This is a genomic window from Succinispira mobilis DSM 6222 (assembly GCF_000384135.1).
GTDB lineage: Bacteria > Bacillota > Negativicutes > Acidaminococcales > Succinispiraceae > Succinispira > Succinispira mobilis.
Map to the genome: position 1 here is coordinate 1,190,438 of NZ_KB913028.1, position 13,278 is coordinate 1,203,715.

The following is a 13,278-nucleotide window of genomic DNA, read 5'->3' on the forward strand; positions in this document are numbered from 1 at the left end:
CTTGTTTTTCTTTACCAAGCAAAAAAATATGTGATAGAATTAATGTTAGAATTTTAATATTAAGAGGTGCGATATGCAAAGTGATATGGATATGTTCGTAAGGATAATTACTTCCTGTATTTTAGGAGGTCTTATTGGTTTAGAGCGCGAACGGGGATTAAGGCCAGCAGGTTTTCGTACCCATATTTTGGTATGTACAGGTGCAACTTTAATAACTTTAGTATCTATATATGGCTTTGTTGATTCTACCGGAGTGCGAGATCCGGCTAGAATTGCGGCACAAATAGTAAGCGGTATCGGATTTTTAGGTGCAGGGACAATTTTAAATAAAGGATCATCGGTAAAAGGATTAACAACAGCAGCAAGCCTGTGGATTGTAGCAGGAATAGGTATGGCAACAGGAGCTGGCATGTTAAAATTAGCCGCTGGAACAACATTATTAGTTTTAATTGTCTTGTTATCATTTGCCCACTTAGAGCGAGCTTATAAAATTTTTCGACCGCGCACTAAAGGAATTTTGAAAATCGTTGCTACTAAAGAAGGTTGTAACATTAATACTATTACTTCGCTTATAGAAGAATATGAAGCCACTATTAAAAGCATAGAAGTACACGAGATTTTTTCAGAAAATCTCGTTGTTTTAGAAGTATTGTTAATATCTAGTGAGGAAGATATTAATGATATTTTAACAGAAATCGTAAAAATGCCTTGTGTTGAAAAAATAACTAGGTTGAGCTAAAGGATGGCGGGAAAATTGCAAAATAGTTATTGTGTTTTACCAGATAATAATCTTGCTTTTTGGCAAATTATTGAAGAAATAGATATTCCAGAACGAATAAAAGTAATTTTGCGAAATAGTAAAATTGAAAAAGTGTATATTGATTCGCAAAGAAACGCCTGGAATATCTATACATTAGTGGACGAACTAATTGATGAAATTAATCTAATTATAGTAGAGGATTATATAAAAGCAGGTTGTCAGCTGACTTCAGTTCGAATAAATCAAAAAGTCAGTAACGATGATTTGGAATTAGAAATAAAAGAACATATTGAAAAATATTTTAAAAATTATTGCCAACATAATTTACTTAAGCTAATGTTAGGCGATATTCGAATTAAATATCCGGAAATAGATATATTAGTTCGTGGAAGTTTTACAATAGATATTTTAAAAGAGCAAAAAGCAAACTTAGAAATACAGAATTACCTAAAAAAATTTTTTAAAAACGACTTGTTGATTAACTTTAAACAGCTATTAACTGAAGAAACCCCGAAGACCATAAAAGACGATAAAGAAACTATTAGCATCAGACACACTGCTAATGTTGTCAAAACGAATAGTGATTTAATATTTGGTAAGGTGTTTAAAGGTAATATTCGAGAAATAGCTGAAATTACACAAGAAGAGAGCCGGGTAGTAATTGCTGGCAAAATTAATAATTTGAAAATTTTAGAATTACGAACTAAGCGCATTCTACTTAGCTTTGATATCGTTGATAAAACTGACGGCTTGAGCTGTAAAATATTTTTTAAAGATAAACAGGAATATGAGCAACAAGCGCGAAAAATAAAAGCAGGATTGTTAGTTAAGGCTTTGGGCGACGTGCAACACGATAAATTTGCAAAACAAGAACTAGTAATGACGGTAAAAGGATTACAATTGCTGCCAGAAACTCATCGAATAGACAATAGTATTAAAAAAAGAGTAGAATTACATTTACACACCAAAATGAGTTCTTTAGATGCCTTAGTTTCTATAAAAGATTGCATAAAAACTGCAGCTAAATGGGGTCATAAAGCTATTGCAATAACAGATCATGGTGTTGTGCAGGCTTTCCCAGAGGCTTATGAAGTAGCTGCCAAAGAAAAAATTAAATTGATTTATGGAATGGAAGGTTATTTGTTTGAAGATGATAATCCAGGAAAGTATTGGCATATTATAATTCTAGCTAAAAATGAAATTGGCTTAAGAAACTTATACAGATTGGTATCATTGTCTCATTTAAAGTATTTGTACAAACGTCCAAGAATTCCAAGAAGTATTTTACAAGAATACAGAGAAGGATTAATTTTAGGTTCAGCTTGTGAAGCCGGTGAGTTATATCAAGCATTACTTAAAAATTTAGATAATGATAAGATAGATGCTATAGCTAATTTTTATGACTATCTAGAAATTCAACCAATCGCTAATAATAGTTTTATGATCCGTAAGGGTATTGTTGAGAACGAAGAAAAGCTGTATGAATTAAATAAAGAAATATGTGCTTTGGGTAAAAGGCTAAATAAAAAAGTGGTTGCAACCTGTGATGTGCACTTTTTAAACCCAGAAGATGAAATTTTTCGAAGAATTCTAATGGCTGGACAAGGGTATAGTGATGCTGAGTTTCAACCACCTCTATATTTACGCACGACAGAAGAAATGTTACAAGAATTTGCCTACTTAGGAGAGGAGTTAGCGCAAGAAGTTGTAGTAGAAAATACACAGGCAATAGCTGCGGAAATTGACGATTTCAAGCCGATTCCAGATGAACTATACTCTCCTAAAATAGATGGAGCCGAAGAAGCTGTACGCGATATGTCATATCTTTCGGCGGAAAAACTGTATGCTTATCAAGGAGAACTGCCAGAGATTGTAAAAGAGCGACTAGAGCAAGAATTGAATTCAATAATCAATAATGGTTTTGCGGTTTTATATTTGATAGCGCACAAATTGGTTAAAAAATCTTTGGATGATGGTTATTTAGTAGGTTCGAGAGGTTCGGTTGGATCATCATTTGTTGCTACTATGATGAATATTACTGAAGTAAATCCGCTTTCACCACATTGGCATTGTAGTAAATGTAAATATAGTGAATTTTTAACGGATGGTAGCTATGCTTCGGGGTTTGATTTGCCTGAAAAAAACTGTCCACATTGCCAAATATCTATGATTAGAAATGGTCATGATATTCCTTTTGCGGTTTTTATGGGCTTTCACGGAGATAAAGTTCCTGATATTGATTTAAATTTTTCTGGGGACTATCAGCCTAATGCTCATAAATATACGGAAGAACTATTTGGTCGAGATAATGTATTTCGTGCAGGCACAATATCAACTTTAGCCGATAAAACAGCATATGGTTTTGTGAAGAAATATTATGAAAGCAGTGGAATTCAGGCACGTGAAGCAAAAACTAATGCTTTGGTAAGTGGTTGTACTGGTGTTAAGCGAACCACTGGTCAACATCCTGGGGGGATAATGGTAGTGCCTAGAGATATGGATATTCATTACTTTACGCCCATTCAACGTCCAGCTGATGATAAAGAGTCTAATACTATTACCACTCATTTTGATTATCATTCAATTAGTAGTAGGTTAGTTAAACTTGATATTTTAGGGCATGATGATCCGACTGTCATTAGAATGCTCGAAGACATTACAGGGATAGATGCAATGCAAATTCCAGTAGGGGACGAAGCTACGATGTCTTTATTTTATTCTTGTGAGGCGTTAGGTATTAAAGCAGGTGATATTAATTCTAGTGTAGGTACTTTTGGCATACCTGAGTTTGGAACTAAGTTTGTTCGACAAATGCTGGAAGATATTAAGCCCAATAAATTTAGTCAGCTTGTGCGTGTAAGTGGATTTTCTCACGGAACCGATGTTTGGTTGAATAATGCCCAGGATATAATAAGAAATAAAGTAGCGGATGTTTCAGAGACTATTTCGGCGCGGGATGACATTATGGTATATCTTATTCAAAAAGGGGTAGAAAATAGCCTGGCTTTTAAAATTATGGAGAATGTACGCAAGGGCAAAGGGGTTTCCCCTGAACAAGCAGAAGAAATGCGTCGAAATAATGTTCCGGATTGGTATATTGACTCATGTAATAAGATAAAATATATGTTTCCTAAAGCCCATGCTGTTGCATATGTTTTAATGGCTTATCGGATTGCGTATTGCAAAGTTCATTATCCGCTTGCATTTTATGCAGCATATTTTAGTATTAGGGCAGATGAATTTGATGCGGCTATAATTACTAAAGGCAAAGACGTTATAAAAACCAATATTAGGATAATAGAACAAAAAGGCAATGATGCTACTACTAAAGAGAAGAGTTTGTTGACTATTCTAGAATTAGCTTTAGAGATGTTGGTTAGGGGGTTTAACTTTAAAAAAATTGATTTATATCGCTCTGATTCTAAAAAATTTTTAATTGAAGAAAACAGCTTATTGCCACCTTTATCAGCTTTGCAAGGTGTGGGCAGTAATGCTGCTATAAATATAGTCGCAGCCAGAGAACATGGTGAGTTTTCTTCTAAAGAAGATGTTGCAACCAGAGCAAAAGTTAGTAAAACTGTTATCGAAAAATTAACAGAGCATGGAGCCTTGGATGAATTACCAGATACAAACCAATTGACATTGTTTGCTTAAAGGCAAATTAAAATGCTAGTATCACTTGTAAAGCATTTTTAAAAGTGATATAATTACTATAAGTTTATTAATGATTTTTTCTTGAAAGAGTGGGTTTTTACCCACTCTTTCAGCTTAGATAATTATATTAAGGGGAAGTGATGCTTTTGAAGCGAGAACAGATCGAACAGTTTATTGAAGAATTTGTTCAAGAAAAAATTAAAAACACAGAATTGGAATTAGTAGATGTTGAGTATGTGAGGGAACGAGATTGGTTTTTAAGAGTATATCTCGATAAAGAAGGTGGCTTAGAAATTGAGGATTGTCAATATATAAGTGAATTGCTCACAGAATACTTGGATGTTAAAGATCCAATAAAAGATAAATATTATTTAGAAGTTTCTTCGCCCGGCTTAGATAGACAACTAAAAAAAGCGAGAGATTTTGTAAGACATAAGGGACAAAAAATTGATATCATGTTTTTCAAACCACAAGCAGGTATTAAGAAGCTTGTGGGAATTTTAGGTGATGTGAATGAAGAATTCCTAGAAGTACAAACTGAGGACAAAACAGAAAAACTATCAAGAAGCCTTATTGCTAGTGTAAGACTGCATATAGACTTTTAGAATAATAAAAATAGTAGGGGGAAATTTGTAGTGAATTCAGAATTCATTTTGGCAGTTAGGGAATTAGCAAAAGAAAAAGGTGTTAGCGAGGATATGCTGTTTGAAGCTGTTGAAGCAGCAATACATTCTGCTTATAAAAAGAATTTTGGTGCAGGACAAGCTGTACGTGTAGTTTTAGATAGAGATAACGGCGCTTTAAAAGTTTATTCACGTAAAGAAGTAGCATCTATCGTTTTAGATAAAAATAATCAAATTTCTGAAGAGGAAGCTAAAAACATTGATCCAAGATATCAAGTTGGTGATATTGTAGAACGAGAAATACACTTGAAGGATTTCGGAAGATTGGCCGCTCAAAATGCTAAGCAAGTTGTTGTTCAAAGGATTAGAGAAGCTGAGCGTGGCAAGGTTTTTGAAGAATATCATAATAGAGAAAATGATATTGTAACAGGCGTAGTACAACGTGTTGAACAAAAGACTGTTTACATTGATTTAGGGAAAGCTGAAGCAATTTTAATTCCAAATGAGCAAATTCCTGGAGAAACATTCAAAAATTCGGACCGTATAAAAACATACATAATTGAGGTTAAAAAAACCAGTAAAAATACTCAAATTATGGTTTCGCGTACGCATCCTGGTTTACTAAAAAGATTATTTGAATTAGAAGTCCCAGAAATAAAAGAAGGTGTAGTAGAGATTAAGTCTGTGGCTCGTGAACCAGGGTTACGTTCGAAAGTTTCTGTATATACTCGTGATGAGAATGTAGATCCAGTTGGCTCATGTGTAGGTCACAAAGGGTTGCGCGTTCAAACTATCGTAAATGAATTACGTGGTGAAAAAATTGACATAGTAAAGTATGATCAAGATCCTAAAATCTATATTTCTAATGCTTTAAGTCCAGCAAAAGTATTATTAGTAGATGTCAACGAAGCAGAAAAAGCTTGCAGAGTAGTAGTTCCAGATTACCAATTATCCTTGGCTATTGGCAAGGAAGGACAAAATGCCAGATTAGCGGCCAAATTGACAGGTTGGAAAATTGACATCAAAAGTGAATCACAGGCTCAGGCAGAAGGGGTTGAGCTAAGTTATGAAGCCTAAAAAAATACCGCAACGAATGTGCATTGCTTGCCAAGAGATGAAGAATAAAAAAGAACTTATTCGAGTAGTGCGAATTCCTACTGCTGAAGTTCAAGTTGATCTTTCGGGAAAAAAATCAGGGCGTGGCGCATATGTTTGTCTTAATAAATTGTGCATAGAAAAAGCCAGAAAAGAAAAACGCTTAGAACGTGTTTTAAAAGAAGAAGTTCCAGCAGAGATTTATACACAACTACTGGAACTAACTGAGGTAGAAGATGCAAAAAACTAAAGCTGCACTAGGCCTTGCGCAAAAAGCGGGGAAACTTGCATCTGGAGATACAAGCGTGGACAATGCTATTAAAACCGGTAAGGCAAAATTATTAATTATAGCTACAGATGTAGCGTTTAATACTAAGAAAAATTTAAAACTATTAGCAGAAAGATATTCAATTCCTGCATATGAAATACTTACCAAAGAAGAACTTGGTTCGGCTATTGGTAGAGCTCAACGTGCTTGTATTGCTGTATTAGATGCTAATTTTGTAAAAATGATTGTTAACAGTATTAGTCAAAGAGTTGATTAATATAATTTTGGGGGTGGACGGATGACAAAGCGTAGAGTGTTTGAAGTAGCCAAGGAGCTAAATGTCTCTAATAAGGAAGTACTGGATATTTTAGAAAAGAACAATATACAAGCAAAAAATCATTTGAGCACTATTGAAGATGGGGCTCAAGAAATCGTACAAAAATACTTGAAGGTGAATAAGGAACAAGTAGCAGTTGCAAAAATTTCTAAACCAGCTCAAGAAAATAGAAATAATATCGAAAATAAGCAGCTGGGGAAGAATGATATAATGAACAAAACTATTGCAGAATCCAAAACAATTAACACAAACAAACAACAGGTCCAAGCAGAAGAAAGTAAAAAAGAAGCGGTTTTGCCTACGCAAAATAAAAACGTCGTAAATTCGACTAACATGACGCGTAGCAATTCGCGCCCAAACACAGCGAATAAACAGGGATATCAAGGAACAAACCCTAGACCTAATAGTAGCAATAATACGAATCAAACAACTTCTCAAAATCGAGTTGCGACTAATAATAATGCTAATAGAAGTACTAGTGGCACCTCTACTACGAGACCAAACCAACCGCAACAACGTTCGAATAATAGTAATAGTGCGACTGTGAATAGGTCAACTGGTAATACTGCGGCACCGAAAAAAAATGCCCCAGTCACTGGAACGAGTAATACTAATACTGCTAACAAACCTGGTAATAAAGGTGGAAATAATCGTCAAGGAAGCTATAATAGCCGACCTCAATCTGGTAATCGCAATCAAAACAATCGCAATCAGCACAACAGGAGACCTAATAAAACATCAGAACCAGTGGTTGTTCGGGAAGTTAAAAGACCGGAGAGTATCCAGGTTGCAGAATTTATAACTGTAAAAGATTTAGCCTTAAAAATAAAATGTGAACCGAGTGAAATAATTAAAAAATTATTTATGATGGGCATGATGGTTACTATTAATCAAGATTTAGATTTTGATACAGCAACTCTTGTTGCTAGTGAATATAATATTGAGGTTTTAGAACTTCCACCGGAACAAGATCCAACAGAGGTTCCAGAAGTTGAAGATGAACCTAAATATAGAGTTGCTAGACCACCTGTTGTAACTGTTATGGGACATGTAGACCATGGTAAAACTTCGTTATTAGATGCAATTAGAAAAGCTAATGTTACAGCGCGAGAAGCTGGCGGAATAACACAACATATAGGGGCATATCAAGTTAATTTTAATAATAGAAAGATTGTATTTTTAGATACTCCAGGTCATGAAGCGTTTACAGCAATGAGAGCACGTGGCGCAAAGGTTACTGATATAGCAATTTTGGTAGTTGCTGCTGACGATGGGGTAATGCCACAAACGATTGAAGCGATTAATCATGCTAAATCAGCAGAAGTGCCAATAATTGTTGCAGTAAACAAAATGGATAAAGAAGGTGCTAATCCAGATATTATTAAACAACAATTAGCCAGTCATAATCTTGTTCCAGAAGACTGGGGCGGAGATACGATTATGGTACCAGTATCTGCCAAACAAAAGATGGGTATTTCAGACTTACTAGAAATGGTATTGTTGGTTGCTGATATGCAGGAGCTAAAAGCAAATCCAACAATTCCTGCTGTTGGAACGATAATTGAGGCAGAATTAGATAAAGGACGGGGTCCGGTAGCTACAGTTTTAGTTCAAAATGGTACATTGAATATAGGTGATAGCATTGTCGCTGGAACTGCCTATGGTAAAGTTAGGGCTATGATAAATGAACGTGGCGAAAAAGTAAAAAGAGCTCTTCCTGCTACTCCAGTAGAAGTGTTGGGTTTATCTGATGTCCCATTAGCGGGAGATGTTTTACATGCCACAGATGAAAAAACAGCGCGGTCAGTGGCAGAAAAACGTTTAGCTAAAAAGCGCATAGAAGAAATGCAAAAAAGTCAAAAAGTATCATTAGATGATTTGTTTCAACAAATCCAAGAAGGTAAGTTGAAGCAACTAAATATTTTAGTCAAAGCTGATGTTCAAGGTACTATTGAGGCTTTGAAACAGTCTCTTTCTAGCATCAAAAATGAAGAAGTAAAAGTGGAAATTGTTCATGCAGGTGTAGGTGCTATAAATGAATCCGATGTTATGTTGGCATCAGCCTCTAATGCTTTAATTATTGGCTTTAATGTTCGTCCTGATAATAATGCTAGGAAAGCAGCAGAAACTCAAAGTGTTGATGTTCGCCTGTATAGAGTCATTTATGATGCCATAAATGATGTTGAAGCAGCAATAAAGGGAATGTTAGCGCCTAAATTTGAAGAACAATTGCTAGGTAAAGTTGAAGTTCGACAAGTAATGATAATCAATAAAAACCCAATTGCAGGTTGCTATGTTCAAGAAGGGAAAGTAACTAATTCCGCACAAGTGCGTCTGGTAAGAGATGGAATAGTAATACACGAAGGTAAAATAGATAGTTTAAAACGGTTTAAAGATGATGTAAAAGAAGTTGTTTCAGGCTATGAATGTGGCATAACCCTAGAAAAATTCCGTGATATTAAAGATGGGGATATCTTAGAAATTTTTATCATGAAAGAAGTGTAGAGAAATTTTAGGGAGGTAAATTATGGCGCGCGTAAGAGCTGAAAAAATTCAAGAATTGATAAAGCAAGAAGTAAGTAAAATAATTCTAAATGATTTAAAAAATCCTCATATTGGGTTTGTTACGGTAACGCAAGTTGAAGTTACGAATGATTTGCGGCATGCAAAAATATGGCTAAGTTTATATGGTGGACCAGAGGAGCAAGATAGAACTTTGCAAGCTTTAAATAAATCTTTAGGCTATATACGAAGTGAAATTGGGAAGAGAATTCGTCTTAAATTTGTTCCGGAACTTGCCTTAATGACTGACAATTCGCTTGAGTACAGTAGTCATATTCAGAAAATATTATTGCAGATAAAGGAAAATGAGGCGGAGTAAGATGGTAGAGTGCAGTATAAGCGAAGCGGCTGCTATAATTAGACAGTCTCATAAGTTAGCAATTGTAGCGCATGTAAATCCCGACCCAGACACTCTAGGCAGTGTCTTAGGATTGGGAAGAGCGCTGGAAAAAACTGGTAAAGAAATCATCATGTTAGTTGATGATAAGATTGCCCATAGCTTAAATTTCATGCCTGGAATTGGTGAAATTAAAAGACCGGAAGAAATTAGAGAACAGGCTTTTGACTTGCTTGTAATTTTAGATGCTAGTGATTTAGATAGAATTGGTAATGTTGCCAAAGGGATAACAGCGCCCATATTAAATATTGATCATCATATATCAAATAGTTTATTTGCAGATTATTTAGTATTGGACACAAAAGCAGCAGCTACAGGAGAAATTATCTATCTGTTGTTGCAAGAATTAGAAATCCCTTTAGATATTGAAATCGCCACAAATTTGTATACTGCAATAGCTACAGACTGCGGTTTTTTCCAATATGCAAATACTACATCTAGAACAATGTGCTGTGCGGCAAAATTATTAGAATATGGGATAAAACCCAATGAAATTTCAGATAATTTAGAAGTGAAAACTTTAGAAAGTATTCAATTGCTTTCTAAAGTTTTACAAACTATGGAATTTTATTCTCAAAACAGAATTGCTGTTATTAGTTTACCAAAATTACTATGTCAAGAAGGTGTGGAAACGGAAGGCTTTATTCGTTATCCGCGCTATATTGATGGAGTCGAAGTAGCTGTTTTATTTAAATATGTATCAGACAAAACGACAAGAATAAGTATGCGTTCTAAAAACTTAGATGTTAGTGAAGTGGCGTTATTATTTGGTGGTGGTGGTCACAAACGAGCAGCTGGCTGCACGATTTATGAAGATATAAATACCGCTAAAAATCAGCTGATTAAAAAATTAAATGAAGCAATCGAGGCTGAAGAAAATAATGCTTGATGGAATTTTAAATATATTAAAACCACCAGGGATGACAAGTCATGATGTGGTGAGTTTGGTGCGCAAAACATTGCACACTAAAAAAGTAGGACATGCTGGAACTTTAGATCCGGATGCAGCAGGTGTATTACCTATATTTGTTGGTAAAGCTACACGATTGATTGAGTATGCAACAGAGGCACCAAAAACTTATAGAGTGCACATGCAATTTGGAGTACAAACAGATACTGGGGACGATAGTGGTAATATTATAAAAAAGTCAGAAATTTATTCTTTGAACGAAGAGCTAATAATAAAAGTATTGCAAGAATTCCAAGGAGAACAAGAGCAAATTCCGCCGATGTATTCTGCAATAAAACATGATGGTAAGAAATTATATGAACTTGCTAGAAGTGGCGTAGAAGTAGAGCGTAAACCTAGAAAAATTTTTATAGAGGCAATAAGATTATTAGCTAAAAATGAACAAGGCTTATTTTTAGAAGTTATTTGCTCTAAAGGAACTTATATTAGAACTTTAGTTGAGGATATTGCTCAAAAATTAGATATGTGTGCAACAATGACATTCCTGCTAAGAATGCAAGTTGGTGTATTTAATATACAAGAAGCAATTTCTTTAGAGATATTTTTAGAAAAACAAAAAAGCTGTCTACTTAACGCAGAATTGGCTATTAATCATTTGCCAAAAATTAAATTAACAGAAAAGCAGAGCTTGAGATTTAGCCAAGGAGTTTTAACAACTATTCAGGATTTAGATTTAAAATATAAACAGACAGAACAATTGCGAGTATATACCCATGAAGATGTTTTTTTAGGCATTGGTTGTGTAGATAGCAAGCAAATAAAACCACTAAAAGTATTTACTATTGTTAGATTGGATTGATTGCGAAATGCAAGTAATAAGAAGTTTTGCAGAAATTAAAGATAGTGTTAAGGGTTGTATTTTGGCTTTGGGTACTTTTGATGGAGTTCATTTAGGACATCGTGAAATTATATCTAAAGCTAAAAAGTATGCCAACGAAAAAAAACTAAAAACTATAATTTTTAGTTTTTCTAATCATCCTTTTGTGCATTTAAAACCAGAGCAAGTGCCATATATGCTACTCAATAATGAAGATAAAGAATCTATTATAGAAGAACTAGGTGTTGACGTGTTAATTAATGTTGCATTTGATCAAGAACTAGCTAATCTGGAAGCAAAAGAATTTATAGATTTACTCTACCAATATCTACAGCCATTAAAAATAGTTGTAGGTGAAAATTTCACTTATGGCAAATTTGGTGCTGGTAATGTTATTACTCTTTCGAAGGAGTGCAAGTTACGTAATATTGAGTTAGCAATTCAACCTTTAATTAGAATTGATGATCTATTGGTAAGTAGTACTAATATTCGTCAAGCTATAACTTTAGGCGAAATTTCTCTTGCTAATTTATTATTAGCGCGAACACATTTTATTCAAGGCAAGGTAGTAAAGGGTTCACAAATAGGCAGAACTATAGGTTTTCCAACGGCTAATCTTGAATTGTTAGGTCTAAATTTAGCCATACCAGCTAACGGAGTTTATGTAGCCAAGGTACTTACGGAAAGTAAGCAAGAGTTTTATGCAATTGCAAATATTGGAACTAATCCTACAGTTAAAAGCACTATGGATAAACGCTTAGAAGTTCACATTTTAAATTTTCAGGGTGATATTTATGGAGAGAAATTACGTGTATATTTTTATGAAAAAATACGTTTAGAGCAAAAATTTAATAATTTGCAAGAATTAGCTGAACAACTTTATAGAGATAAAAATTTTGTTCTAAATTATTTTAGTCTAGTATAGAAATAATAAAAAACCAAAACTTTACAAGCGGAAAGCTTAGTAAAGTTTTGGTTTTTTCTATTGCATATGTTTTATACGATCGTGTTCTTCGGCTTTTTTGGCATCATTGAAGTTAGGTAAATTACTTAAGTATCCTGTGATTCGTCGCACCCGATTAATAGTATCATATTTAGGTGTCAATATTACTTCATCTGATTGCGAATTAAGTTGAATTTCAAGTTCTTTAAGCTTGATGGTAGGATTTAATTCTAATTCCTCATTAACATAACTTAAAGCTTCTTCATAACTCATTGTATCAGGGTAAGTAATTTGAATGTTTTTAAAATGTGCTGTCATTATATTCATCCTCTCGTTAATAGCATATTAGTATTATAGAATACTAATTATTAATTGTAAAGAGAAGAATTAATAACAAAAAGCATATTTAGGACTTGAATAACGACGCAACTACTATATATTGTATTTTTCGGCAGGTTTCTAAATTTAAAATAAGAAAAAAATAGGACTTTAAGCAAAAATATCAATCATTTTTCGGTATAAATTAGCAATACGGTTTTCTGAAGAAACGATATTTCTGGGAATAACAAGTTTAGCAATTTGAAAGTCTTTGCCAGCTTCTTTTAATTTTTCTAGGGATTTGAGCATTAGATTGTAGCCAGAGCGAGAAATGGAAACAGTAGCAGCAGGGTTAGCCTGTTCTTTCGCTAAAAGCGTGTTAGCTATTGAGTTTCTATTTACTTGCGCAAGCTGCTGAGCCGAAAGTTTTGTTTTACCACGTTTAAGGCTCTGTGGTTCTGAACTTTTGTTTGATGAATGGTTAGATTTACTAGAATTACCAGCCAGTACATCAATCCCCTTAATAATACTCAT

Annotated in this window: 13 protein-coding genes; 11 read left to right on the top strand and 2 right to left on the bottom strand. The window is 34.2% G+C overall.

The genetic code is table 11. From position 1 onward, the window contains the following. Nucleotides 1–73 precede the first annotated feature (73 nt). The 11 genes from SUCMO_RS0105675 to SUCMO_RS0105725 all read left to right on the top strand — a co-directional run bounded on the left by SUCMO_RS0105675 (nucleotide 74) and on the right by SUCMO_RS0105725 (nucleotide 12,408). The gene (locus tag SUCMO_RS0105675) at nucleotides 74–739 is read left to right on the top strand and encodes an MgtC/SapB family protein (protein WP_019879601.1); all 666 of its coding nucleotides are present in this window, start codon (nucleotides 74–76) and stop codon (nucleotides 737–739) included. A 3-nt stretch (nucleotides 740–742) separates the two neighbouring features. Next, nucleotides 743–4,414, top strand: a complete 3,672-nt coding sequence (locus tag SUCMO_RS0105680) for a PolC-type DNA polymerase III (RefSeq protein WP_019879602.1) — start codon at nucleotides 743–745, stop codon at nucleotides 4,412–4,414. A gap of 146 nt (nucleotides 4,415–4,560) precedes the next feature. Next, entirely contained in the window at nucleotides 4,561–5,019 is a 459-nt protein-coding gene (locus SUCMO_RS0105685) for a ribosome maturation factor RimP (RefSeq protein ID WP_028953902.1), read from the top strand. Between the two features lie 30 nt (nucleotides 5,020–5,049). Continuing rightward, nucleotides 5,050–6,114, top strand: coding sequence for a transcription termination factor NusA (gene nusA / locus SUCMO_RS0105690; protein ID WP_019879604.1), 1,065 nt, complete (start codon nucleotides 5,050–5,052; stop codon nucleotides 6,112–6,114). Further along, nucleotides 6,104–6,382, top strand: a complete 279-nt coding sequence (gene rnpM, locus SUCMO_RS0105695) for an RNase P modulator RnpM (RefSeq protein ID WP_019879605.1) — start codon at nucleotides 6,104–6,106, stop codon at nucleotides 6,380–6,382. The genes nusA and rnpM overlap by 11 nt, the downstream gene beginning before the upstream one ends. Beyond that, nucleotides 6,369–6,677, top strand: coding sequence for a L7Ae/L30e/S12e/Gadd45 family ribosomal protein (locus tag SUCMO_RS0105700; protein ID WP_019879608.1), 309 nt, complete (start codon nucleotides 6,369–6,371; stop codon nucleotides 6,675–6,677). The genes rnpM and SUCMO_RS0105700 overlap by 14 nt, the downstream gene beginning before the upstream one ends. 21 nt (nucleotides 6,678–6,698) lie before the next feature. Continuing rightward, nucleotides 6,699–9,242 (top strand): translation initiation factor IF-2, encoded by a 2,544-nt coding sequence (infB, locus tag SUCMO_RS0105705; protein ID WP_019879609.1) that lies wholly within the window; start codon nucleotides 6,699–6,701, stop codon nucleotides 9,240–9,242. Nucleotides 9,243–9,264: 22 nt separating this feature from the next. Beyond that, nucleotides 9,265–9,618, top strand: coding sequence for a 30S ribosome-binding factor RbfA (gene rbfA, locus SUCMO_RS0105710; RefSeq protein WP_019879610.1), 354 nt, complete (start codon nucleotides 9,265–9,267; stop codon nucleotides 9,616–9,618). Nucleotide 9,619: 1 nt separating this feature from the next. Further along, complete coding sequence (locus SUCMO_RS0105715; RefSeq protein WP_019879611.1) at nucleotides 9,620–10,585, top strand: DHH family phosphoesterase; 966 nt, start codon at nucleotides 9,620–9,622, stop codon at nucleotides 10,583–10,585. Beyond that, nucleotides 10,578–11,465 carry a tRNA pseudouridine(55) synthase TruB gene (gene truB / locus SUCMO_RS0105720; protein WP_019879612.1) on the top strand — a complete coding sequence of 296 codons (888 nt, stop codon included), beginning with the start codon at nucleotides 10,578–10,580 and terminating at the stop codon, nucleotides 11,463–11,465. The genes SUCMO_RS0105715 and truB overlap by 8 nt, the downstream gene beginning before the upstream one ends. Further along, a complete protein-coding gene (locus tag SUCMO_RS0105725; RefSeq protein WP_019879613.1) occupies nucleotides 11,449–12,408 on the top strand; it encodes a bifunctional riboflavin kinase/FAD synthetase in 960 nt (319 codons plus the stop codon). Before truB ends, SUCMO_RS0105725 begins: the two co-directional genes overlap by 17 nt. A gap of 57 nt (nucleotides 12,409–12,465) precedes the next feature. On the opposite strand, the gene nrdD is transcribed toward SUCMO_RS0105725, so the two are convergent. Further along, on the bottom strand, nucleotides 12,466–12,744 hold the full coding sequence (gene nrdD / locus SUCMO_RS11190) for an anaerobic ribonucleoside-triphosphate reductase (RefSeq protein WP_019879614.1): 279 nt from the start codon (nucleotides 12,742–12,744) through the stop codon (nucleotides 12,466–12,468). A gap of 171 nt (nucleotides 12,745–12,915) precedes the next feature. Then, nucleotides 12,916–13,278, bottom strand: a complete 363-nt coding sequence (locus tag SUCMO_RS0105735) for a hypothetical protein (protein ID WP_019879616.1) — start codon at nucleotides 13,276–13,278, stop codon at nucleotides 12,916–12,918.